This window comes from Paenibacillus sp. FSL H7-0756 (genome assembly GCF_038006765.1).
Taxonomy (GTDB): domain Bacteria; phylum Bacillota; class Bacilli; order Paenibacillales; family Paenibacillaceae; genus Paenibacillus_AQ.
Genome location: NZ_JBBOVT010000003.1, coordinates 699,074 through 723,231 on the forward strand (window position 1 = coordinate 699,074; position 24,158 = coordinate 723,231).

Sequence of the window (24,158 nt, forward strand, 5' to 3'; positions counted from 1 at the left end):
TTTTTGGCAGATGTAATTAAACAGTTATTGCTTGATAAATTGATCAACGATCTGAATGGCCATATTAGAGAAGCGCGAGTAAATATTGGTGGAGTGCAGACGGCTTACCCGATTCATAATACAGTCGTTTCAGGTTTAGCTGTTCGGAAGTATATTTATATAACAGAGACCCAAGCCGTAGGCAAACAGCTTTTAGGAGCTGCATTGTTAGATGTAGAAGGCAATATATTGGCAGATCAACCCCTTACCGTTACCAAAAACGATAAGGGGTTTTTAATTGCCTTTGAAATTGTGTTAAGACTGGAGGCGAATGCTGGTGGCATATAACAAACAGACCTGGAAGGACGAGATCCCAGACCTGACCAAACCAATTAAGGATGCTTCCGGGAAGCAAAAGACGGACCCGCAGACTGGACGCCCGATTTATGAATTGGTTCAGGAAGGAACGCGAATTACCTCAGCAAGTTTGAACCATATTGAGGATGGAGTTGAAGGAGCACATACCCAACTGGCAGAACTGTCTGAAGATGTTGAGACACATTCAAGTGACAAGGTGAAACATCTTACCGCAGCAGAACGCACAGCCTGGAATGCTAAAGAGACACCAGCAGGAGCCCAGCAAAAAGCGGATGCCTCCCTCTCTTCAGCAAAATCTTACACTGAGACCCAATTGCTGACGAAGGCGGATAAAAGCACCACCTACAGTAAGACGGAGACGGACCAGCGTATTAAGGCAGTGATAGGGGCTGCGCCTGAAGCGCTGGATACGCTAAAGGAAATCGGGGATGCATTGAACAACGACCCTGATTTTGCTGGGACAATGACGACACAGCTTGCGGGTAAAGTAGATAAGGTGTCTGGAAAGCAACTTTCAACGGAGAATTTCAGCTCGGAAGAGAAGGCGAAGCTGGCCGGACTAACAACGGGGGCCGGTGGCGCCGGATCAGCTACGGATATCGTCATCGGTGACCGAACGATTACCGACACTCAAGCACCTACAGGGAATACCGGATCGCCTACCAAGCTTTGGGGTTGGTTGGCATGGATGATCCGTGCAATAACCGGCAAGGGGGAATGGTACACTCCTCCGGCCACAACCCTAGAGAAAGCCAAGGAGCATGCGGACGACACTACCCGGCACATCAGCTCAGCGGAGCGCACAGCCTGGAATAACAAGGAGACTACCGCCGGAGCGCAGGCCAAGGCAGACGCAGTACAGACCAATCTCACCACCCATGCAGGCAATACAACGGCGCACATCACCGCAGCGGAGCGGACGGCCTGGAGCGCCAAGGTGAGCAAAGCTCAATCCTTGCCGTCTAATGCTGACTTGAACACCTTCCTGAATGAAGGCTCTTGGGTAGCTATATCAAATGCCATTGCGGCGACTATAACCAACCGTCCTTTTGGCGATTACGCCTTCAATCTCACCATAAAGACTACAGTAGGTGCTGATGGTACAGGTTGCAATCAGACGATTACTTTTTATCGAACGGATCTCGACCCACCAAAGATGTATACCCGCAACTTCTATGCAGGCGTTTGGTCAGCTTGGGTAATCATTGAAACGGCTGTAGGTTCTCAATCAAAGGCAGATGCTGCGCAGGCTGCGGCCATTGCCTACACTGACACGAAGGTAGGCCGGGTAGACCTGACCCAAACCCTAGGGCCGGGCACATCGGTGGTGACGGCGGACGGGAATGGCTCGGAGCTGGAGCTGACCGTGCAGGGGAGGACGCTGGTGAATCTACTGGGTAGTATCGGCAATTTTGAAATAGACTCTGATGGGGATGGCCGAGCAGATGGTTTAAGTATAGGCATGCCCGCAACCTACTCCCGTGTTGTGGGTAAATATGGGGCATTCGCACAGCGTATAGCAAACTCTGCCTCTGAAACAAGCACGGATCGGCGAGTGTCCCGGTTGAATATAGTGGTTCCTGCCGGAAAGTATGTGGTTATAGCTGATGGCATGACAGACGGAACAAATGGACGTATGGGCATATCTGTGTATAACAATGGATCAACTGTAGGGGTCACAACTGCTATGAGCAATCCTAGTAATTGGAAGCCTGTGTATACCAAGTATACACTGGCGGCTGATACAACCACGCTAGCCCTGCATTTTTATAACACGGCCACAGCGGGCACGGTCGGCTGGGCGCAGTACGATGGGGCAGGGCTGTACCAAGTTGATGATGCACTATACGCCCGAATCGGCGCTGACATTACTGAGGCCAACATCCGGGATTATCTGCCGCATGTTGATGGCAAGCAGCACGTACAGGGCGTTGCAGTGAGCAAACAGGGGAGAAACCTGTATACTGGCGGTGGCTATTCGCTAGGAAATGGCGCTGGAACAACCATGAATGAGGATTTAGCTACAAGTAGTATAACTGTAACCTCTGGAGCGGTGGTGTACAGCTACATGAGGTCAAAACCATATGCAGTTTTTCCAAATACTACCTACACACTAAGCTATGTTGCCACTAACGTCAGTGGTGTAGATGCGCCCCAACTGAGCGTTAGGAAAGGTAGCGATAATGGCTCAAGTGGTATTGCGGCCGCAGTGGGAGGAGGTTCCGGATTTAAGAGCGTCAGCTTTGATACAGGCACTGAAACCGAAATCCTGCTGTTCGCCTATGGCTCTGTGGCGACTGCTGCTGCACAGGTCAAGCGCTATGACAACATCCAATTGGAACTAGGGGGAACAGCAACTACTTACACCCCAGCGGAGCCACAGTCTGTCATCCTTCCGGTCACGCTCGGGCAAATCGGGGATGTGCGGGACAGCGTGTACTCCCAGGGTACGGAGTGGAAGTATCTTGAGAGAGTTAAAAAGAACGTATTGCTGGATGGATCATTAAGCTGGGTAGGTCATACATCTACAACTGACTACAGTGTAATCAGAATAGACAGACTTCCAGCGTTGTCGGATAACTCCCCTCTCGGGGGCATGATTGTGGCACGAATGGTAAAGTATACTGGTTCTCTGCTGATTAATAGTCCCCAGAATGTAACCGCAACTGCACCGGATGTATTCAGGCAGCTCGGGGGCGATGCGTATCTCTATTTAAATGTAGCGCGTGCAGAGTCGGGATGGGTAAGTGCTCTCCCCCCAAGCACTAATGCAATGAAAGCACTAATGAACGGCTGGAAAGCTACAGCCAACAACGGCATTGCCTATACATCTTGGGTGTCTATCTTGGACGGCAGCGTACCAGCAACCAATACTGAGGCATGGGTTTCCGCCAACAAAGCGCCGGGATGGACGGCGTGGGCTACGCTGGATTACGTGCTGGCGCAGGCAGCGCAGCCGGTCCCGGTCCCGAACGCCGAGGGAAGCATTACACTCCATCCGGGAGGCAATCAGATCAGTGTGGAAACTGGGGTTGTTCAGCGGGAGCGTGTCACTGTTACAGGTGGGGAGCCTAAATATATTAATGCTGGAACTAAGATGAGTTATCCAGCAGCAAGAATACTTCAAGTGTACAAAGGTGCCGATATTGATAACAAATGGCTGCTAGGATTACGGGGGGCTAGACTTGATCCTTTTGGAGTTGCTTTCGCGTCTATTTCTGCCGCAGACTATGATGCCAATGCAACCTACTATGTGACCTATATTGCCCTGGATAAATACCCCCTCACCGCCAATGTCACAGAGACAGCGGCAAGCTGGAGGACAGGCCTGGGCGGCGTTGTCTCCGAGCTGTTGCAGAGTACCGCCGAGCTGCGGCAGGATAATGATCGGCAGGACTTCGCAGACGACTATATCGAGGCCAAGGTCGATAACCTGCGGCTGGGTATCGCTGACGCCTCGGCGCTGCCTGACACCATCCAGAAGTACAAGCTAACCGAGAAGACGGGCAAGCCGTTTGTTATCACTTCAGGCAGCGCTGATGCACTGACATCAACAGGCCTCTACTATATCTCAACAACTTCAAATGTCTCTGGATTTCCTACGGATGTTGCTACCAATACCGCTGTGACGTTGGAAGTCCTCGAATTGGGCGTGACCTCATCCAGCAAGTCTTGTCTTCAAAGAGTTACCGCCTATGCCTCTGTGAGAGTGTGGCAGCGTCGATACAACGGTACGGACTGGACTGCGTGGGTGGAGAGTGAGAACACCAATAAGAAGAATGTAGCTTGGGGGTATGCAGGGCTTGACGGCTCTGGAGATGTCGCCCTCGCTGCCATTCCAGACGTTGTTCAGAAGTATAGTCTCACTAAAGACGATGGGAAAGCCTTAGCTCTTGCTGCGGGGGTTGATCTGAATAACGTTCTGACAACGGGATTCTACTCAGGAAGTACGCTTTTGAGCGCACCGGGCGACTCTCAGGGTTGGTTCCATATCCTTGTCCAGACGCATTCCGGGACATCAGACGGAACTAGTTATGTGGTGCAGAGGGCGATACTCCTAAGCGCAGCAGGGACTCCACCAGAGTGGATTAGACGGCGTGTCAGTAATAATTGGACCGCGTGGGTAAGCGTTCCGAATAGCAGTCTATACAATGTTCCGAATGGTATAGCCGGACTGGATGCAAACGGTGACTTGCTGCTAACTGCGATCCCTGACGCCGTGCTGCAAGGGACGGTTTCCTATCTGGGCACCCTCGCGGGCAACTCGCCCAATTTCACCGGCTCCGCGAATCCGCCGATAACGGCCCTTGTAGCCGGTCAGCGGTTATCCTTCAAGTCGCCGTCAAGCACAGTTGGCCCTATCAATTTAAATGCAGACGGGCGGGGAGCTAAGTCCATTAAAAAGCCAAACGGCAATAACCCGCCGCTGGTGCAGGGCGGGGTGTACACGGTCATTTATGACGGTTCAGTTTTTACGTTACAGGGTGAAGGGGGTGAGTATGGAACAGCGGAAGCAGGCCAAGTGCTAACCGGCTACTCCGTGGGGAGAGAGGACGGGGTGGTGAATGGCGCGATGCCTAACCGGTCCGCAGAGAACCATCATATGCCTGCATCGCAATACACGGTATGGGCGGGAGATCGAGTCTTCTTGAATCCGCCTGAAGGATATTACAATGGCTCATCATGGGTCACAGCTCCCGCAACAGATATCAAACCGGAAAATATTTTATCCGGTAAAAATATACTCGGGATAGTTGGTAATGGAAAAAGCCCGATGAAAGAGGCAGTTCGGACGTTTACTTCTAATGGAGGAACAGTTTCAGTTTCATTTGAAGGTCTTCCATTTGTCCCCATGGTATTAATTTGTTCGCAGGTTGTAGTATCCACTAGCAGCACAGTGCCGGGAACTTCTGCCTTAGGTGAATGTTACGGATTTGCAGTGCGCAATACTGTGTCAGGCACAGCAAGAGGGGGGGCACCTCGCGTAGCGTATACTCCGATTTCTGGAGGGTCTTCATATTCTCAGTTCGGGTCATTTAACGTATCTTGGACAGACAATTCCGTTACAATCACCATGTTTGATAATGGCAGTGTAGGATCAAGAGCCGCATTTATCTACGGTATTTAAGAGGAGGAATACAAGATGAACATCGGAATGAAAATCTATTATGACAAAGCAACCGGCAATGTAATTCATAATACCGGGGAGTACGTGGGCCGGGGATATGTGGAGACAACAGAGGACCAGGACTTTGCTAGCATCAAGGAGCTGGCCCAGCGGGTCCGGGAGACGGTTGCTGTAATCAAGCTGCAATACGGCCAGTACTCGCGGGAATTTGCTCAGTGCGACAGCTATCGGGTGGACCCGGAGACGGGCGAGCTGGTGTTTACGTATCTGCATGAGCCGAACCCATTGGAGGGCCGCATGGCTGCCGTGGAAGCCGGAGCGGTAGACACCGCGCAGCAGCTTGCGGATGCGCTGGAAAGACTCAATGAGACGCAGGCTGAATTGCAGGTAGCCAAGCAGGAGGCGGTTGACGCTCAAGTTGGCCTTGCTGAACTGTACGAGCTGGTGCTTGCCGGGCAGCAGCCGGAAGCACCGGACGCACTCGCAGGGGGAGGTGAAGATGAAAATGGCTAAGGTATATGCAAACTTGATTAATAAGGGTATCAGAACGCTGGAGCAGGTGCCGGAGGTAATCCGGCCGGATGTCGCCGCGCTGATTGAAGCTGAATAGAGATTACCAATAGCGCCCAATGAGGCGTTTTTATTTTGCCCCTGGACTTGTATCCGGGGGCTTTTTATCACCATTAGAGATGAGGGGGGGAATCAGGTGGAGATTACAACAATTACGGCTATAGTCGCAGCAGTGAGCGGAGTTGTACTTGGGTGGGTAACCCGTACCTCTGCATTTAAAAAGGATGTTGCCCAGGAGGCTGGTAGCGGTGCTGCATTGCGCACAGATGTTGAGTACATCAAGCGTGGTGTGGATGATATCCGGGCAGACGTAAGGGTACAAGGGCAGCGTACAGACGCTCTATCAGAGCGAGTGACTAGAGTTGAAGAGTCTGCGAAGCAAGCCCATAAGCGTATCGACAAAATTGAAGAGTAGGAGTGATAGACATGGAATGGAATGCTGTATCAAGCTTTATTAAGCCGGAGTTGCTATTGGTGCTTGTTGTCTGCTGGGTGATCGGATATATCCTCAAGCAGACGCCGCGCGTGCCGGATTGGACGATTATCTATATTGTCACGGCAGTTGCTATTATTGTGGTCTGCCTGATGCTGGGTCTGAGCCCCGATAGTGTATTGCAGGGCATCCTGTGCGGAGCTGTGGCCGTGTACGGCAATCAACTGGTCAAACAGACAAAAAAAGGAGCTGGCGAATAATGCTGACTCTGGATCAAGTAAAGAATAAATCGCAATCCCGCCTGGACGGGCTGCATCCTGTGGTCCAGGCGGCCACGGTGGCGCTGATTGAGCGCTGTTATGCCCGGGGAGTCAATATAATGATCACCCAGGGCCTGCGTACCATCGCAGAGCAAGATGCCCTGTATGCGCAGGGCCGGACAAAGCCGGGCAGCATCGTCACCAATGCCCGGGGCGGTCATAGCTATCACAATTACGGTCTGGCGATTGACTTTGCACTGCTGCTGCCAAATGGCACCGGCGTATCCTGGGATATGAACAGGGACGGGGACAAGGACGGTGAAGCCGATTGGGCCGAGGTGATTAAAGAGGCTAAAGCGCTAGGGTTTGAGTGGGGCGGCGACTGGACTAGCTTCAAGGACTACCCGCACCTGCATATGAGCTTCGGATTAAGTCTGGCTAATCTTCGGACGGGGAAGAAGCCAACAGGCGTACAGATAGATGCAGCATATTCAAGGATCGATAAATTACAAGGGGAGGCAGCGGAGGATATGAAGAAGATTGAGGAATTGGAATCACAGGTGAAGGAACTGGCAGCGGCGGTGGACGGATTGATCAAGAGCAAGGATGTGCTGAAAGATCAGGCGCTGCAGCAGGCCGGAGATATGAAGAAGATGAATACCTTATTGCTGGAACTGACCAACACTACGCCGCCAGCATGGGCCAAGGATGCGCTGAAGGCTTTTGCAGATACTCCGTCATTGCTTAACTGCAAGCCGGTTATTGATACGCCGGATAAGGCCACATACACCGAGGCGCGGCTGATTACGATTTTGCACCGGCTTGGACTGGCCCGGATTCAGAAGGAAGCAAAATAATGAACAAGGTAGACTTGAAGGCAAAACTGTCCAGCCGGAAGTTCGGGGCGCTTGTCGCAGCACTGGCTACGTCAATTCTGGGGGCCGTAGGGGCATCGGATGACACAGCGGTTAAGGATTACAGGTATAATTGCAGCTGTCGGAGCTTGTTCGGTGTATATGTTGGCTGAAGCAGTTACTGATACCAAAAAAATAAGGGAATTGATATCTGAAATATGTAATATGTAATTGCCCATTGAAAGTTCCTAATATTTGTGTTATAAAATATGTAAAGAGCGATCCACGAAAGGATCATCACAAAACACTTCATCTTAATAATTAAGGTGGAGTGTTTTTTATTGTAGAAACTGATGCTTTTTTAGTGTAAAATGAGGAAAAAAGTCCCATGATGGCGATCACTGTTAATAAAGTGACTATGAGGAGAATTCTATAGCTATGGTAAACATAAACTTGGGAACAAGAATTATAATGTTTTCAATATGTACATCAATTGAATTTGACATCAAAGAATATATATTAACAGGTGGTCAACCAATTAATTATACTCCTGAAATGATAAGTAAAGCTAAATTTAGAAATTCCAAGATTGAGGTTACTAATGATAGAGCTATGCTTGATCAATTAGATCTAGGTGACTATATCAGTATTATTAAAGAAAATCCATATTCCTTTAATATTAATAATGAAAAGGCCAGTGTGTTATATGAGTATTTTGAGAAGGTAATTCCGGTAAGAAATAGAGTAATGCACACCAAACCTCTAGAACTTGGTGATAGAGCTATTCTCTCGGAAATTATAGAACAAATTGATAGTTCAATAAATTGGATAAAATGGAATCAAACTATAAATACAAGAACTGTCATCAATGAGGATCCGAGTAAATTGATAGTCCAAAGGTACCCCAAGATCATTGAATTTAATCCTAAAACTTATCATAATATACCCGAACCAGAGTTTGACGACACAGGCTATATCGGAAGAAAAAAAGAAGTAACTGATATTAAAAATTTATTACTAAATAATAAAAATCAAATAGTCACTATTATTGGAAACGGGGGTATCGGTAAAACCGCTATTGCGGTTAAAATTCTTTATGATTTAATCGAAGATAGTGAAAATAAATTTGAAGCAATTATTTGGATATCGCTTAAGACTAGAACTTTATCCAAGGGGGAATTTGTTCTAATAAATAATTCTATTAATGATATTCCTCAATTATATTTGGCTGGTGAGTCTAACGCAATAAAGGAAGAAAATTTTACCCCTAAAGAAAACCTTATAAATTTTATGCGTGAATTTAATGTTTTATTAGTTTTAGATAATTTAGAGACCATAAATAATGAGGATATTAATCAATTTATTAAGGAAATACCTGAAAATTCTAAGGTTTTAATAACCTCCCGTCATGGGCTTGGAGAATTAGAATATCGGTACACTCTACAAGGAATGAATAATAAAGATGCCACTGTTTATTTCAGAGAACTATCCAAATATTATGGGCTTGATCTGCATAAAAGAACTGACTCTCAAATAAATGGCATAATCACCAAGCATTTGTATTCTAATCCACTCTCAATTAAGTGGTTTATATCCGGGGTTTATAATGGTATTAGTGAAACTGTTCTTATATCTAAAAAATCAGAACTAGTAGAATTCTGTATGTCTAATGTCTACAATAAACTTACTATAAATTCTAAGACAATTTTACAACTTTTTTTAATTGAAAGGAAAGAATTGAGTCTTGGGGAGATAGATTATTTTACTAATCTATCTGATGTCGAATTAAGGAAGTCAATTAATGAGCTTTTATACACAAACATGATAATGCTCAGGAATGGCATATATACAATTAATGAGATGGCGAAAGACTATTTGTCAACATATCAAGCGCCTGAAAATAAATTGGTTGTAAGTACATTTAGTAAAAGGAAGAAATTAAACGATATCTTGCAGTCTATAAAAGTAGAAAATGAAGTTGATCCATTTAATCCAAAATCCATGTTTGCAAACATGGATAACGAGAGTAGAAAACTTGCTTCATATTACTTGACCAATGCTCTTGAAAGAAGTGCGAAAAAGGATTGGGAAAAAGCTTTTTATTATGTTGAAAAAGCTGCCAATATATCTCCTGATTATTTTGAAGTATATAAAATAAAAGCATTTATTTTAGCAGAAAGAACTGAACTTTATGGAGCATTAGATAATTACCAAATTGCATTAGATAAGTGTGAAACAGATCTAGAGAAGGCTTCAGTATTGTTTTTATTTGCAGTATTTTATGTAATAAAATTGCTTGATCCTTCAACAGCGTTAGAGTTGATTTTAAAAGCTGAAGAGATTTGTCCAGACGAAATTATGATTGTATCTGAGAAAGCACGTATTCTTATGTACTTAGGCAAATACAATGAATCAGAAGAAATTCTTTTAAAGTACAATAATAAAAAAGAGGAATATGATTTAAAAACCCAAAATATACTTGCATCAAGGTATGGAGAGTTATTTCGCAGAAGGGCAGAAAAATATGGAAATAGAGATTTTGAGAAAAAAAGAGAGCTTTTGTCACAAGGAATAGCAGAAATAGAAAAATTGCCTCAAATCGACAGAAGATCTTATTTAGTTTTGTTGGCTATCCTAAAGGACTTATCATTCTTATATTTTGACCCACAATCAATAGAGTTACTAGGAAAAGCCTTGAAAAAGCATGCAAGTAACATTAAATCAATAAATCATAATAATATAAAAGTCATTCAAGAAGTTTTATCAGCACATCGAGAACAAATACCATTGGAGTTGGTTGATTCTCTAGCGCAGTTTGTTACTGATTTTCGAGCAAAAGCCCAGGAAATTAAGGAACCTAACAATGGTATTATAGTTTTTATAAAAGATCATTATGGGTTCATTCAGAATGCAAATCATAAAAGTATTTATTTCACAAAGAACTTACTTCCAGAAGGTTTAGGAGTAGGTGATTTAGTAGAATTCATTTTGGTTCCTAGTCATGCTGGTAAATACACTTGTAAAAATATCAAAAAAATTATATTCGAAGAAGAGTACAACGTTTAAAATGGTTTCAACCCTGCCAACAATAGCAGGGTATTTTTTGTATTATGGAATTTCTCTCTTATTGTCATATTAAATATTACTGCTCAACCACTCAAGAAAGGATAAGTCATTCGTTCGCCTCGCCTGAAATCCGCAACTTTATCACTCGTGAAATACTCTCCACATCTACATATGGCACCCAAATCGGCCCCTCAATCGTATTGATCTTTACTCGCTCAGAATCAGCTGATACCTCCGCAATGCCTTTTATCTTTTCCCCGTCATGAAGCCATACAACAATCATTTCCTGTTTTACAGCCGCAGTCTTAATACTTTGCCTTAGCTTTTTATCCATGACCACACCTCGGGTGTTTTCTGATTATTATACACCTCGTCTGATACCCGAAGGAAAATTTTCCTCACCCACATATACATAATGTTCCATATGATTTATATTGGAAGGAGATTTCAGTCGAAATTGTTTATAGGGGGATTAAAATTGCTTGGGATTTTTAATGCAGCAATACTTATTGTAATCATTGTTGCCGGTATTGTGTTTTTTGTTTTGTCTAAGAAGAAACCACAGTGCACACGTAATGAAGTTATTGATCCACTCAAAATTACAATTCAGGATGTAGACCGTATGGAAGACGGATCGGAGTTTGAGGAATACCTATATCGACTATTTTTAGCCTTGGGATATAAAGATGCTTATAAGACTCCAAGAAGTAGAGATTTCGGAACTGATTTAGTTTTTACGGATCGGGACGGATATCGGAATGTAGTTCAAGCAAAACGTTATTCATATCCTGTGGGATTAGGTGCTGTACAAGAGATCTATAGCTCAATGAGGTATTACCGAGCCAAGAAGTCTATGGTGATCGCATCAAATCAATATACTGTTGCATGCGAAGAACTTGCTGGGTATAACGGTGTAAAACTACATAATAGAAATGATCTTATTGTAATTATGGATTTATTTAAGGCGGGGCAGATCGAGAAGGTGAAGGATATCATAGAAGCAGATGCACATATGATTTTTGATTCCTGGGATAACTACATGAATGGGGATAAAGTAATCAAAAAGGACTACAAAGCTGAGAAGCGAATCTTAGCTGAGCAGCATGTGAAGTGAAATATGAATACTGCATACAAAGTTTTGGAGAGCGACAAAGACTTCTTCATGGCAGCCCTGGCGCAATCTAAAGTATCAGTCTGGTACCGGGAAGATCCAGACCCTATCGGGCATCTCATGGACTACGGGGGGATTGTGGAAGGCTACACACCTGATTCAATCAAGATAGCCGGCGCCCGGTTTGTCCGCGAACGGTTTGAATTCAGAGCATACATAAAATAACCCGCCGGGCTTGTGCCTGACGGGTCTCTTTTTTGTTATTGAGCTTTATACTCACTTACCTCAAAGGTTAGGATCTTATCATGTATTACATATTCAGTCCGTTTGCTAAAAGGCCCCTTGTTGTTGGAATGTTTATTAATTGCATACATACCTGGACCTCTGCCTGCATCTCGGGAATCACACCAATTTAAGAATGCATCTACTTCAATCATTGAGAGGTCATATTCCTTCTCGACTCCATTAACCATTGTGATTGTAATTAATGCACGATCACCCGATGGTTGTTCAGGTCCTGGTGTAGGTGTCACTGTGGGAACTGGAGTCGGTGATGGTGTTGCGGTTGCTAACGGGGACGCAGTTGGAGTCGGTGTAGTAGTTGGACTAGGAGGACTTGTAGGCAATGGAGTAGCAGTTGGTTCGGGTGATGCTGAGGGAGACGGTAATTGATCTACATAGTCGGTCCATTCAGTTATAAGATTAGTTGTCTTAGAACCGAAACTAAAAGTATTTAAGGTCGAATTTTCGGATAAAGTAACCTTTACATAGCGTATATTAAAATCTTTGATCCCAGTAATGTAAGACCCTAGAGGTAGCTTGCTATTTTTATATACTTCGTTCTTATCTTTGTCATAAAGATAAACACTTGCAGTGCCTGAACCGGAGGTATAAATAAGTTTTCCGATGTACTCAGAACCTATATCGCCCCAATAAGTTTTTGTTTCCCCCGGTCCTGTGGATACAGATGTAGCTGCTGATACTCCTGCTAATGGTATGCAAGATAAAATTAGCAAAAACATTAAAATGATCTTTAATCTTTTCATTTAAGTACACTCCTCATTATTTATTATAGATATTGACTTTACAAAACTTAACAAGGGTTGTCTAAACATATATGTCTATATCTGCAATAATGTGAGCGAATGATTTCTTTTTCTTTCCCAGCCAAAGAATATATTGCTCCTTGTGCATAGAACATTTATTTGGTTATAATACAAACAAATGTTCTTATTTTGGAGGCTATCAATCATGAAAATGAGCATCGGCCAAACCATAGATATCATATACCTGGACAAAGCGGGCAAGATCACGCAGCGGAAGATTGAAGTGAACGGTATCCGTGAGGGCCGTATCCGGGCCACGTGTCTGACCACCGGCGCACCGCGAGTATTCCTGGCGGAAAGTATCTTGTCATGGCAGCCGGTACCGGAGCGGCAGCATGCTTGACGACACCCCACGCAAGCTGCTGAGGATCATCGTGCAATTTAAATATCACTTTCGCCGCATGCCCTCGATCCGGGAGCTGGGGCGATTAAGTGGGCGGAGGCCGGCGGATGTGATTAAAGGTTTTAAAGTGCTGGCTGCGGAGCAGTATATAGTATGGGATGCAGGTAAACCCATCCAGACGGCGGTGATAGTGGAGGGGGGGGAACGTGTCATACGATTCTGCGCCGCAGGGAGGCGCACAGACGGCGGAGCGCGGCGGTAATGCGGATTACTGGCTATACCATTAGGGGGCTGCTTTATGAGTAAGTTGGATGGCAACGAGCGGTGGAAGACCAAGATGCTAATGACAGAGCATGTAGATCAGTATGAGCAAGCGGAGAGGGCGGCAGCCGGTAGTAACAAGATGCTCACCGCCGAAGAGCGGACCATGATCCGGGATCTGATCTTGTTGCCTCATATAGATACGATGGTCGCCAAAAGCCTGCGGGAGTTGGATCACTCCGGCAGCATCCTTAAGCGGGCTTATCAGATGGCCGGGGAGGCGATCCAGCAGCGCATTATGCAGGATACCTACCGACTGCAAAAAGAGCTCAAGCAGCGGAATGTCCGTTTTATCCCAGACGAGCAGGACGAATTTGTCATATACCATAAAATCTTTTGCAGGGGGTATCAGGATAGGTTTGGAATGACCCGGGATGTGATGAGGACTGAGATCAGCCTGCGGCTCACCAGATATACAGCGGAGCTGGCAGAATCTTTGCGAGAACAAATAAAGCCCCGGTAAAAAATCCCGGGGCTTATTGCTATTCTTCAAATACTTCGTCCATTAAATTTTGAATTTCATTCTTTCTCTTTGTTGTATCAGCCTTATCAATCGTTACACTATCTTCTTCAAAAATCAGAGTGTCTCCTATCTTCGCTTCAGCTGGCAACTCTGATCTAAGAATATCCTCTGTTTCCCCGTTAAATTCAACAACAGCAAACTTTCCTTCAAACCGATCTATTACTCCTTTTCTCACTTCCCAGCCCCCTTGGTTGTCGTGAAGGTGATTTTATTACCGTCACTTATTGCGGTAATTGTACCCTTTTGGTCAGTACGTAAAACAGAGGCGTTCGCACTTTTTAATCTGGATAATACGCCGGAAGTGGGGTGCCCGTAATTGTTTTTGCCTACACTGATTACTGCGTAACTTGGCTTAACTGCATCAAGGAATGGTTTGCTGGTGGAACTGCTGGAGCCATGGTGCCCGACTTTTAATACATCGGCTTTCAAAGATTTACCATCAGCCAGCATGTCGTTTTCGGAAGCTTTTTCAGCGTCACCGGTAAATAAAAACGACTTGCTCCTATAAGAGACCTTCAGCACAGCACTCCAGTTATTCAAATCGTCTCCGTAGGAGTTGACTGGACCAAGGAACGTAGCGTCTACGCCCGAAAGCGGAATTTTAACCCCTTTGCTGACTGCCTTGATCGTCCGCCCTTCATTTTTGACAGCTGTCAGAAAATCCTTATAGGTCTGTGTGGTATGCGAGACCTTTGGTGCATATACGGACTTGACGTCCACCGCCTTCAATACATCATCCAGGCCGCCGATATGATCGGCATCGGGATGGGTCGCTACCATGGCGTCCAGTGTTTTAACGCCGAGAGCGTTCAGGTATTTCACAACGTTTTTACCTTGATCGTTGTTGCCTCCATCAATTAGGATGTACTGATTAGCGGGCGTACGAATTAAGGTGGAGTCACCTTGACCAACGTCAAGGAAATAGACCTGAAGTGTGCCCGCAGCTTGCTTTTTGGGCAGTGCGATTGCTGCCGGGGCCGGTGTTGCTGCTGGTTTGCTTGTTGGCTTGGCTGTGGGTTTAGTGGTTGCCTTTACAGCCGGCTTTTTAGTAGCTGCCGGCGCTGGCTTTGAGCCTCCACCATTGTGATAATGGTATTCCCCGTTTTTAAGCCCCCATTTAGCACAATTGGTTCTGCAGGTATGCCCTCCGCTTGAATCCGTTCTTCCAGGATGTGCATTGGCGATAACAGGGAGCAAAATCAGTAAAACCGACATAATCATTGATAAAGCAATTCTTTTCTTCATAAAATCCCCCCAGAGTTGTTCTGGAAGTAGTCTATCAGAATAAGGGAATATTTACTACGAAAAAGCGAAACTTTGCTGGCAGATATGCTCGCAAGGCTTCGCTTTATATTTTGTCCACAGTATGTTGATAACTTATCAGTATCACAAAGACCTAGATAGGAGCTTGTCAACGGGCCATTCGAACAGTGCGCTGGACATGCTCAGCCGCCTGGAGACCATGGTGCTCAGTGCTGCTGATCTGCCGGTAACCGTCGTTCGTCAGCAGATCAGCTCAGCAATCGATATATTCGTGCATCTGTCGCGGTTGCGTGACCGTTCACGCCGGGTGATGGAGATCAGTGAGGTTGCTGGAATCCGCAATGGTGAAGTTATCCTGAATCCTCTATATGAGTTTCGGGAATCGGGCGAACAGGATGGCAGGGTGCAAGGGAGGCTTGAGGTCAGCGGCAACCCGCTTCTGCATGCGGACAAGCTGCGGATGGCCGGAATCCATGATTATCCGTTGCAGCAACATGAGAGTAGAGGCTCTGCGAAGGAGGCGAGTGTGCCCTGAACGTAATGAAGAAGAGCGACCGGCAGCCTCTAGTAAGGCGACGCAAAGGATTCTTGAAGAGGACACCGCCCGTGCTGCCGGTTAGCGCATCTCAAGGGGGAGAGCAGGTGCTGCTGCCGGATTATACCGTATACGAGCTGACCTCCCTGCAAAGATTGCTGGTCATTCTGGGTGCCGGAGTCCTGTTGTTCGGCATTGGTTACCTGTTCTATCACCGGCTGCTCCTGGCGGCACTGCTTGTCCCCGGAAGCGCCTATGGGCCGAAGCTGCTCCGCGAATATCTGCTGCAGCGCCGCCGGGCTGCGCTGAATCTGCAATTCAAGCAGATGCTATTCTCACTCTCTTCGTCGTTATCTGCCGGGCGTTCGGTGGAGAATGCCTTCCGGGAGGCCGTGCAGGACCTGCGGATGCTTGACCCGGAGGGCGCAAGTGACATGATCTCCGAGCTGAATATCATCTGTGCCCGGATGGAGAACGGGGAGCCGATTGAGGATGCACTGTATGAATTCAGCAAAAGAGCGGGAATGGAGGATGTGGAGCGCTTCGCAGATGTATTCATGGTCTGCAAGCGTACAGGCGGGGATCTGGTTGAGATCGTACGCCGCACATCATCGATCATCGGCGAGAAGCTGGATATCCAGCAGGATATAGCCGTCAGTATAGCCCAGAAGAAATTCGAGGCGAAGGCGCTGCTGGTCTCTCCGCTGATGATGGTGATGTTCATGAGTCTGAGTGCCGGGGACTATATGCAGCCAATGTATACAGGTGCGGGAATAGCGGTGTCGACATTGGCGCTGATTGCATTGTTCCTCTGCTACCTCTGGACCCATAAGATCATGGATATTCCGCTATGAAGGAGGGGGAGTGAAGGGGATGTCATTGATCTGCGGTGTTATTCTGCTTCTGCTCGCAGCAGGCTGGCTCATTCTGAGGATGAGATGCGGCAGCCGTTATGCTGCACTACGGGAGCTGCCCATGGAAGGTCTGCGGCTGCGGCGGCTGGGTGAGCCTCTATTATTACTGTTAGAGCAAGGCAGAATCGCCAGTTATCTCCCCTCTGTGATGTTCAGGATACAACGTTCGCTGCAGCGGATCTATGGTATGCGCTACAGTGCAGAACGGACCTTGCTGTTCATGGGGGAGATGCTTAGCTACAGCTGGCTGCTTGCCGCAGGCGGAAGTGCGCTGACCATGCTTACGGGAGAACAGACGGGAATAATCCTTGGCGGGCTCTTGGCAGTTGCACTCCCGGTAGCGATGGCTAGCGATCTGCACAAAAAGGTACGTGTACGGGAGCAGAATATTATGCTGGAGCTTCCTGAGCTGCTGAACAGTATTGTTCTGCTGGTCGGCGCGGGTGAGACGGTTCAGCGGGCGATTGTCCGCTGTGTGAACAGCCGCCAAGGGGACAGCTCCCATCCGCTCTACGCTGAGTTAATGAAGATGACGGCTGAATGGGACGGCGGTTATTCCTTCCAGCAGGCGTTCGAGAACTTCAGCAAGCGCTGTGCCGTGCAGGAGGTCTCCATCTTCACAACTACAGTCCTGCTTAATTACCGCAGAGGCGGGGCCGACTTTGTTCTGTCGCTACGGGATTTGTCACGGATGCTTTGGGAGAAGCGGAAGGCGATTAGCCGCACACGCGGCGAACAGGCATCGTCGAAGCTGGTTTTTCCGATGGTGGTAATCTTCCTGATTGTGATTGTGCTGGTGGGAACACCGGCGATTATGATGTTAAAAATGTAGGAGGTAGAGGCGTATGTTAACACAGATGGCTGAAGGAGCAAAAAGCTTTTGGAAAGATGAGGAGGGGCTGGGGACGCTGGAGATGATTCTGATCATCGCTGTACTGATTGCGGTCGTTCTGGTATTCCGCGAGGAGATTGTGAAGGTGGTTAAGGATCTGATCGGCACGGCCGGAGATAAGAGTCAGGAAGTCTTTGAGTGATTCCGCTGCGGGAGGATGACGGGAGCTTCACTATCGAGGCTTCACTTCTGCTGCCGATGCTTATGGGGATTACGATGGTGCTGCTGTTTTTCTCCCTTTACAGCTATCAGAAGTCGATGCTGCTGCAGATTGCCTCAGCTACTGCGGAGCGGGTTGCTTATAACTGGGAGAATAGTAACCGGGCGGTAAGCGGAGAATTCCAGACCGGAAATGTTGATCCGCTGTACTGGAGGATCGGTGAGGATGGACTGTTAGCTGCGCTATTCGGTTCAGAAGCAGAGAATGGCAGTACCGCCATTACGCTGCCTGGTAATGCATATGGAGGAGGGCCCCTGCCGGTAGTGAAGCTGCGCCGTGCATCACAGATGGTGCCAGCCGGATTACAGGGTGAAATGAGCTATGTCTATGGATTGACTGGCCGCAGAATCAGTGCGGAGCTGAAGAAGGTGCTACATCTGCCTGTTCTGGACAATCTGCTGGCGGATGGGGCGACACCTGAGGTGTATACCCGCTCCTACGTTACGGAGCCAGTTGAATTCATAAGAACGGTGGATCTCATGCGTTACTACGGGTCGAAGTTCAAACAGAATTCCTCCGCCAGCAAGGAGGGCAGCGGCATGGAGAAGAAGCATGCAGCCCTGATGCTGGATAAGCTGCAATGAGAATGGCTCGTGTTGTGTGGCCGTGGCCGGGGTTATTCAACAATAAGGTTAAGGGGAAGTTCGGATGCGTATTTTCAAGCACAGCAGGTTCTTAAGCAAGTATCCCGGCCTGAGCCGCTGCTCGTATCGCGGATCTATATTCAGATGTCTTCGTTCAGTGGAAGGTTCGGTATCGGTCTTTCTTATAATGGTGCTGGCGTTTGTATTTCTTTTTAATGCTGTGCTGATCGATTACGCACGGATTGCGGCGGTGAATGTGCAGGAGGAACGTCTGGCGAGAGCCGCTATACGCTCTGTAATGTCGGCATATGACATTGAGCTGCGCGAGAACTACGGCTTATTCGCCTTCGGCGGCGGGGACGGCAATCAGCTGCTATCGAAGGTGCTTAATGACAATCTGTATGAGAGCGGACGGGGGGATGCCTTTAACCTGCTGCCTGTGATGGTCGATTCCTCTTCGCTCGACTGGAGCCGCCCGCTGGGCACCTATGAGGTCTTCCGGCGGCAGATTATAGAAGAGATGAAATACAAAGCGCCGGTTGATTTCGCCCTGGAGCTGGCAGGCAAGCTTAAGCCGTTATCGGCGGCCATGACTGAGGCTTCACGGACAACAGAGATACTGGGTGACTTGCAGCCCTTATATGATCAGCGTGAGGAAGCGCTGGATCTTATGCTGCAGAAGCGCAAGGAAGCTGCTGACAGTGCACAGAACCTGCAGAAGCTGCTGATGAATCCTCCGGGTGACAGTATTCCGGCGCGTTCGCTTGCATCCTTGGCCGCAAGCTCCGATATCCCGGCGATGTACGGGGATTATGTCAACAAATATTATGACGATTATTACCGTCCCCCCAAGACATGGCCGAAGTACACGGCAGTGCTATCGCAGTATCAGGTTCAGGTTGTTGAAGTAACAGGCAAGATACCGGCAGTGCTGGCTGACTTCCAGGAGAAAAATAGCCGTCTGCTGGATGAAGCAGAGGCTGCCCTTAAGCAGGTGAACGCGCTGAACCTTCAGATGAAGAGTGTCATTGATCAGGCTGAGGCGAATGCCAGTGCTGCGGGGGATGATCCTGCCCGCAACTGGGACATTCCGGACACAGCGGGAGAGCTTAGCTCAGAGCCTCTTAAGAAGCTGAGAGCACAGGTGGAAGGTCTTATCCTTCCTCCGGCTGAGCTTAGCGGAATGGGCAGCAACATCGGGGTACAGCGAAGTACCGCGCTTCCCTTGGAGCCGCTGGTCTCCGGCTTGCCGGCTATATTAAGTACAGCATCCGGGTTGTATGCCGACTATTCTTTTATGAGTGCAGGGGTTCTTAATGCTTCCCGGGCAGTTCACGGCTATATAAGCAGTTACGGGCAACACGGTTCTGTTATAAAGCAGGAAGCGGAACAGATTGAGAACCGCCGCACTGCTGACAGCCAGCGTAAGCAGATAGAAGGCCAGGCGAAGAAGAAGCTTGGCGATGCCATGAAGCTGCTGGATCAGATCCGCGCGCTGGGAAGCAGCGCTCAGGAAGCGATGGAGCAGTATGGTAGTCTGCGTCAATACTACCAGCAGAATGTCGCCTTTAACGAAGCTCTGGAGAAGGAACCGGGGGCTGCTGTGAGTACTGACGATCAATATGCTGCGGGCAAGTCGTCCATGAAAGATATGGATGGAATCTATGCAGCTATGGGCAGTGTGCTGGCAGGAGCCAGAGACCGGCTGTACCAGACGGAGTACTCTGCGATGTATTTCCGGCATTTCGATCTGTCAGCGCTGACCGCGCTGGCCTCCGGGTCCGCAGAAGGATTCGGTGGGCAGCTTGGAGAGCAGCTGAAGCCGCAGGCGCAAGAGCTGGAATATATTTTGTACGGATTCTATAATCCTGCAGGCAATGTGGCAGCCGTTTATGGCGAGATCTTTGCTCTGCGGCTGGCTGTGCGAACGATGGAAGGCCTGATTGAGAAAGCCGGTATGGGGAATCCGCTTGTCGTCCTGGCTGCTGCACTGTTGTACGGTATTGAGCAGGCTATCCAGGATATGATACAGCTCTGTACCAAAGGAGAGATTCCCTTATCCAAATATATGACCGCACAGCTCAGCTATCGTGACTATCTCCGGCTGTTCCTCCTGTTGCATGGGGGAGGGGAAGAAGAGTTGTCCCGGATGCTTGCGCTGATCCGCCTGAATACCGGTATCAATCCGGTAGAGAAATATACATATGCCTCCGCCCGGATCACGATGGGCATGCAGCTCTGGTTTCTGCCAGGTGTAGTGAAGCTGGTGAATTACAGTGCCGGGCTGTCAGGAGATGTACGGGGCAAAGTTTATTTCAGACAAGCAGTAGCTGACTTTTCTTACTAAAGGGGGGACGGTAGAATGAAGCGCTGGCTGAGGAAATCGCCGGACCCTAAGGATGAAGGCAGCATGGTTGTGGAGGCGGCACTGATCCTGCCTGTGTTCCTGTTATTTGTCCTGTTCCTCATCTTCATCATCCAAATGACCTTGTATTCGACGGCGCTACAGAGTACGGCTTCTGACACTGTCAAAATAATCTCTACCCATATGTATCCAGCAGCTCTGGCAATGCAGCAGCAGGAGGGGGAAGGCGGCGGCGGGGGAGCTGAAGCCAAAGAAGCAGGTGAGGGAGAGCATTCAGATGATGCCGACTCCTCCAGCATCTGGAGCATTCCACGGCTGTCGATAACGGAGTGGAGTGAGGACTACGTGGAGAAGCTTCCGCAGCCGATGGATTCCTGGGTCAAGGCAGTGGTCCGGGAGGGAGAAGGGCCGCTGCAGAAGGTGCAGGCGGGAGCGTCCGAGGCTGCGCTGGATCTGGTGCTTAAGCCGGTGCTGCGGCCGTATCTGTCCTCAGACCTGCTTGAATATAGCAAGATTCATGTATCCAATGTCACTGTACCCGATCTGAGGCAAGGGACGCATCCGTATTTCGGCATGGTAGTCAGCTATGAGCTGCCAATGAGAGTCCCGTTCCTCAATGAAAAAATCGTGCTGGAGGCCAGCGCAGTTGAACGCTTATGGGTCGGCAATACCGATTCTTCCGGGGAGGGAAATCCGGCTGAGCCTGCTGAGGAGACGGGGAACATTATGGTCCTGGAGAAGCCTAATCCGGGAGTAGCGAATCACCAGGGCATCATCAAGGTGAAGGTGCCACCTGGGGCATCGGCCAATCTGGCGATCTTTTACAAGAGCGGCCAGAGTACTGCCAAGTATCTGGGCTGGAAGCAAGCGGATGAGCACGGGTACATCGAATGGGAATGGAAGATCGGCGTGAATACTACGCCGGGTACCTGGCCCTTCGTGGTTAGTCTGGCTGATGGAGCTACGCTTCAGGCGACTTTTACAGTAGTCAAAAAATAAAAGAATAGAGAAAAGAGGGGCACGGATGACGGAATGGGCGTTATGGGGCTGCCTGCCGTTCCTGACAGCGGCATTGTTTACAGACATACGCTGGATGAGAATTCCTAACTGGATTACACTGCCTGCGCTGATTGGCGGACTGCTCCTGCAGATGATTATTAATGGCTGGCAAGGACTGCTGTTTTCACTTTGCGGCAGTGGAGCGGGCTTCGTGCTCCTGCTGATTATGTATTTTACCGGGGCGGTGGGTGCTGGTGATGTGAAGCTCTTTGCGGCTATCGGTGCTTGGACCGGAGTGCTTTTCTCGCTTCAGGTCATCGTCTATTCGGTGCTCTTGGGGGCGGTGGTAGGCTGGATTATCATTCTCTACAGGAGGGAGACAGGACGCAGACTGCGCAGCATGATTAACAGAACAGCCGGGTTCCTGCTGCTTCGTAATATGAGGATGGCCAAGGGCCGGGAGGGAGAGTTGCTCCGGTTTCCTTTTATGCTGGCTGTGTTCCCGGGCTTCATCTGTGCTTACATATATTTCTGACTTGGAGCTTATCGTTGACAGCTTAGGAGGTGAAGAGACTTGTTTGGACTGGAACGGGATTTCATTCAGCAGGACGGAATAACGATGCTGCTGGACAGATCCGGGGGGCTGAGTGCAGGAGAGCTGAATATGGTGCAGGCCCGGATGCTGATGACCAGCGGGATACCGCATCATTTACGGTTGCTGCTTAGAGAAATAGATCTAAAGGTCACACTGGAATACACGGTTGCACGACGTAAAATGCTTGGAGCTCTGCTTAAAAGCGGGAAGCTGAGCATGACGGAATTCTTCGGGCTGATGCTGCAGATCGCTGCCGGGATGGAGGAGGGGCAGCTTTATATGCTGCGTACGGAGCAGTATGCGCTCCATGAGGAGTTTATCTTTATCGAAGGTCCGCTCAGCAGCGGCAAGGTCTTCCTGACCTATATTCCGCTGGAACTCACAGATCCCGCACCGAAGCCGGGAGAAGCCTTGAAATCGCTGATCATGGTCTTCATGGGAGCGATCCAGGAATTATCGGGTGATGGAATTCAGCGGCTGCTGCAATATTGCGGGGAAGAAGATTTTAGTCCGGCGGGGCTAAAGGAGCTGCTCGCAGTAATGCTGACGGAGGTTACACTCCATAACCATAAGGTTCATGCTGAAGGGGCGGGGCCTGCATACGTAAATCTGACGGCTGGCACAGGCACTTCTGCCGCTGTAACAGGAACGAGGATAGACTGGGCGCAGCCTACAGCTGGCAGGCTGGACGAACCGGGAAGGGAGAGGTCAGCGGCCGCAGCGTTCTCCCATGTACATGGAGATAAGGAGGAGCAGTCTTTCGGTTCTATGCTTAATCCCGCGCCTTGGATGAACGGTACGCCGCAGCTGAAGCGGAAGGAGGGGGTATCAGGAGTTCAGGCAGCAACGGGTACAACAATGAGACCTGCTCAGGCTGAGGACAAGCAGAGTCCTTACAGGACATATTTATTGCTGGGGGCATTATTAGGTGATGCGTTACTATGGAAGTTTCTCTATCTGAATGATCCCCGGACACTGTGGCTGGCAGTTTGTGCTGGGGTGACTCTGATACTTGCGGCTGTATGCTGGCTGGTGTGGAGCGGGAGGCTGGCTTGGGGCGAAGCAGAGGAAGAGACGGATGCTCTGGAGGAGGGACCGGAGGATTATAACAGTACAGTCCGGAACCGTAAGCTGAGAAGCGATCAGGAGTGGGATTTCGGCAGGAATCCGGTAGAACATCATCGTTCTCCTGCACCGGTCTACACTCCTCAGAATCAGGAGGCAACTGTGGGGAAGAGCGGATTTACAGCCACACCAGTTGGCAGACTACAGGCTCCGGCGGGAATGACCGCCAGCAGTCCGCAGAAGAAGGAAGCGGCGATGGCTACAGCGCTGCTGACCCGGGAACCCGTTCAGGCTACAGGTAGCGGAATTCCCAAGGCGGGTAGGGCAGTACCCTATCTGGAAAGAAGTGACCCGGATGACGGCGGAGCTCCCGAACGAATTGAGCTGAACCGGCCCAGCTTCATTATTGGACGCTCCTCTGAAGTGGCTCAGTACATTGAGAAATCGGAGGGAGCTTCGAGGGTTCATGCTGAAATCTCCAGAGCCTCAGGAGGTTACATTCTGAAGGATCTGGACTCCAGGAACGGGACGCTGCTTGCAGGCGAAGCCATGGTTCCCTACAAAGAATACCCGCTGACCGAAGGCAGCGTGTTCACCATTGTTAAGGGTACCTATACCTTTCGCACAGCTTAGCAGGGGTAGATGTGATGAATG

At 48.7% G+C, this 24,158-nt stretch carries 26 protein-coding genes and 1 pseudogene; 23 read left to right on the plus strand and 4 right to left on the minus strand.

What is annotated here, in order from left to right; genetic code table 11:
- The first annotated feature begins 3 nt into the window (after nucleotides 1–3).
- The 9 genes from NST04_RS29080 to NST04_RS29120 all read left to right on the plus strand — a co-directional run bounded on the left by NST04_RS29080 (nucleotide 4) and on the right by NST04_RS29120 (nucleotide 10,668).
- Complete coding sequence (locus NST04_RS29080) at nucleotides 4–327, plus strand: hypothetical protein (RefSeq protein WP_341187357.1); 324 nt, start codon at nucleotides 4–6, stop codon at nucleotides 325–327.
- On the plus strand, nucleotides 317–5,485 hold the full coding sequence (locus tag NST04_RS29085; protein WP_341187358.1) for a pyocin knob domain-containing protein: 5,169 nt from the start codon (nucleotides 317–319) through the stop codon (nucleotides 5,483–5,485). The genes NST04_RS29080 and NST04_RS29085 overlap by 11 nt, the downstream gene beginning before the upstream one ends.
- A 15-nt stretch (nucleotides 5,486–5,500) precedes the next feature.
- A complete protein-coding gene (locus NST04_RS29090) occupies nucleotides 5,501–5,998 on the plus strand; it encodes a hypothetical protein (RefSeq protein WP_341187359.1) in 498 nt (165 codons plus the stop codon).
- Nucleotides 5,985–6,095: a CD1375 family protein gene (locus tag NST04_RS29095; protein WP_341187360.1), complete on the plus strand. Its 111-nt coding sequence runs from the start codon at nucleotides 5,985–5,987 to the stop codon at nucleotides 6,093–6,095. The genes NST04_RS29090 and NST04_RS29095 overlap by 14 nt, the downstream gene beginning before the upstream one ends.
- 96 nt (nucleotides 6,096–6,191) lie before the next feature.
- Nucleotides 6,192–6,470, plus strand: a complete 279-nt coding sequence (locus NST04_RS29100) for a hypothetical protein (protein WP_341187361.1) — start codon at nucleotides 6,192–6,194, stop codon at nucleotides 6,468–6,470.
- A gap of 11 nt (nucleotides 6,471–6,481) precedes the next feature.
- The gene (locus tag NST04_RS29105; protein WP_341187362.1) at nucleotides 6,482–6,748 is read left to right on the plus strand and encodes a phage holin family protein; all 267 of its coding nucleotides are present in this window, start codon (nucleotides 6,482–6,484) and stop codon (nucleotides 6,746–6,748) included.
- Complete coding sequence (locus tag NST04_RS29110) at nucleotides 6,748–7,605, plus strand: M15 family metallopeptidase (RefSeq protein WP_341187363.1); 858 nt, start codon at nucleotides 6,748–6,750, stop codon at nucleotides 7,603–7,605. Before NST04_RS29105 ends, NST04_RS29110 begins: the two co-directional genes overlap by 1 nt.
- Complete coding sequence (locus NST04_RS29115) at nucleotides 7,605–7,775, plus strand: hypothetical protein (protein WP_341187364.1); 171 nt, start codon at nucleotides 7,605–7,607, stop codon at nucleotides 7,773–7,775. Before NST04_RS29110 ends, NST04_RS29115 begins: the two co-directional genes overlap by 1 nt.
- 265 nt (nucleotides 7,776–8,040) lie before the next feature.
- Complete coding sequence (locus NST04_RS29120; RefSeq protein ID WP_341187365.1) at nucleotides 8,041–10,668, plus strand: NB-ARC domain-containing protein; 2,628 nt, start codon at nucleotides 8,041–8,043, stop codon at nucleotides 10,666–10,668.
- A 106-nt stretch (nucleotides 10,669–10,774) separates the two neighbouring features.
- Here NST04_RS29120 and NST04_RS29125 read toward each other — a convergent pair whose 3' ends face one another.
- Nucleotides 10,775–11,002 (minus strand): hypothetical protein, encoded by a 228-nt coding sequence (locus NST04_RS29125; RefSeq protein ID WP_341187366.1) that lies wholly within the window; start codon nucleotides 11,000–11,002, stop codon nucleotides 10,775–10,777.
- 144 nt (nucleotides 11,003–11,146) lie between these two features.
- Between NST04_RS29125 and NST04_RS29130 the strand changes: the two genes are divergently transcribed.
- A complete protein-coding gene (locus tag NST04_RS29130) occupies nucleotides 11,147–11,782 on the plus strand; it encodes a restriction endonuclease (RefSeq protein WP_341187367.1) in 636 nt (211 codons plus the stop codon).
- A gap of 24 nt (nucleotides 11,783–11,806) precedes the next feature.
- Nucleotides 11,807–12,004 carry a hypothetical protein gene (locus NST04_RS29135; RefSeq protein ID WP_341187368.1) on the plus strand — a complete coding sequence of 66 codons (198 nt, stop codon included), beginning with the start codon at nucleotides 11,807–11,809 and terminating at the stop codon, nucleotides 12,002–12,004.
- A gap of 35 nt (nucleotides 12,005–12,039) precedes the next feature.
- On the opposite strand, the gene NST04_RS29140 is transcribed toward NST04_RS29135, so the two are convergent.
- Complete coding sequence (locus NST04_RS29140; protein ID WP_341187369.1) at nucleotides 12,040–12,825, minus strand: hypothetical protein; 786 nt, start codon at nucleotides 12,823–12,825, stop codon at nucleotides 12,040–12,042.
- A 205-nt stretch (nucleotides 12,826–13,030) separates the two neighbouring features.
- On the opposite strand from NST04_RS29140, the gene NST04_RS29145 reads away from it, so the two are divergent.
- From NST04_RS29145 to NST04_RS29155, 3 genes are all read left to right on the plus strand, one after another.
- Nucleotides 13,031–13,228, plus strand: a complete 198-nt coding sequence (locus NST04_RS29145) for a hypothetical protein (RefSeq protein ID WP_341187370.1) — start codon at nucleotides 13,031–13,033, stop codon at nucleotides 13,226–13,228.
- A 109-nt stretch (nucleotides 13,229–13,337) separates the two neighbouring features.
- The gene (locus NST04_RS29150) at nucleotides 13,338–13,490 is read left to right on the plus strand and encodes a hypothetical protein (protein ID WP_341187371.1); all 153 of its coding nucleotides are present in this window, start codon (nucleotides 13,338–13,340) and stop codon (nucleotides 13,488–13,490) included.
- Between the two features lie 36 nt (nucleotides 13,491–13,526).
- A complete protein-coding gene (locus NST04_RS29155) occupies nucleotides 13,527–14,012 on the plus strand; it encodes a hypothetical protein (RefSeq protein WP_341187372.1) in 486 nt (161 codons plus the stop codon).
- Nucleotides 14,013–14,031: 19 nt separating this feature from the next.
- Here the strand turns inward: NST04_RS29155 and NST04_RS29160 are convergent, their stop codons facing one another.
- Complete coding sequence (locus NST04_RS29160) at nucleotides 14,032–14,247, minus strand: DUF3006 domain-containing protein (protein ID WP_341187373.1); 216 nt, start codon at nucleotides 14,245–14,247, stop codon at nucleotides 14,032–14,034.
- Nucleotides 14,244–15,317 carry an MBL fold metallo-hydrolase gene (locus NST04_RS29165; RefSeq protein ID WP_341187374.1) on the minus strand — a complete coding sequence of 358 codons (1,074 nt, stop codon included), beginning with the start codon at nucleotides 15,315–15,317 and terminating at the stop codon, nucleotides 14,244–14,246. The genes NST04_RS29160 and NST04_RS29165 overlap by 4 nt, the downstream gene beginning before the upstream one ends.
- Before the next feature lie 154 nt (nucleotides 15,318–15,471).
- Here NST04_RS29165 and NST04_RS29170 point away from each other — a divergent pair.
- The 9 genes and pseudogenes from NST04_RS29170 to NST04_RS29210 all read left to right on the plus strand — a co-directional run.
- Nucleotides 15,472–15,870: pseudogene (locus NST04_RS29170) on the plus strand (CpaF family protein); the annotation flags it as partial.
- A gap of 53 nt (nucleotides 15,871–15,923) precedes the next feature.
- Nucleotides 15,924–16,724 (plus strand): type II secretion system F family protein, encoded by an 801-nt coding sequence (locus tag NST04_RS29175; protein ID WP_341187375.1) that lies wholly within the window; start codon nucleotides 15,924–15,926, stop codon nucleotides 16,722–16,724.
- Nucleotides 16,725–16,743: 19 nt separating this feature from the next.
- Complete coding sequence (locus NST04_RS29180) at nucleotides 16,744–17,616, plus strand: type II secretion system F family protein (protein WP_341188078.1); 873 nt, start codon at nucleotides 16,744–16,746, stop codon at nucleotides 17,614–17,616.
- Nucleotides 17,617–17,629: 13 nt separating this feature from the next.
- Entirely contained in the window at nucleotides 17,630–17,818 is a 189-nt protein-coding gene (locus NST04_RS29185) for a Flp1 family type IVb pilin (protein WP_036696953.1), read from the plus strand.
- Nucleotides 17,815–18,480 carry a TadE/TadG family type IV pilus assembly protein gene (locus tag NST04_RS29190; protein WP_341187376.1) on the plus strand — a complete coding sequence of 222 codons (666 nt, stop codon included), beginning with the start codon at nucleotides 17,815–17,817 and terminating at the stop codon, nucleotides 18,478–18,480. The genes NST04_RS29185 and NST04_RS29190 overlap by 4 nt, the downstream gene beginning before the upstream one ends.
- Nucleotides 18,481–18,667: 187 nt before the next feature.
- Complete coding sequence (locus tag NST04_RS29195; RefSeq protein ID WP_341187377.1) at nucleotides 18,668–20,827, plus strand: hypothetical protein; 2,160 nt, start codon at nucleotides 18,668–18,670, stop codon at nucleotides 20,825–20,827.
- Nucleotides 20,828–20,842: 15 nt separating this feature from the next.
- Nucleotides 20,843–21,844: a TadE/TadG family type IV pilus assembly protein gene (locus tag NST04_RS29200; RefSeq protein WP_341187378.1), complete on the plus strand. Its 1,002-nt coding sequence runs from the start codon at nucleotides 20,843–20,845 to the stop codon at nucleotides 21,842–21,844.
- Between the two features lie 25 nt (nucleotides 21,845–21,869).
- Complete coding sequence (locus NST04_RS29205; protein WP_341187379.1) at nucleotides 21,870–22,379, plus strand: A24 family peptidase; 510 nt, start codon at nucleotides 21,870–21,872, stop codon at nucleotides 22,377–22,379.
- A gap of 39 nt (nucleotides 22,380–22,418) precedes the next feature.
- Complete coding sequence (locus NST04_RS29210) at nucleotides 22,419–24,137, plus strand: DUF6382 domain-containing protein (protein ID WP_341187380.1); 1,719 nt, start codon at nucleotides 22,419–22,421, stop codon at nucleotides 24,135–24,137.
- The last annotated feature ends 21 nt before the right edge of the window (nucleotides 24,138–24,158 follow it).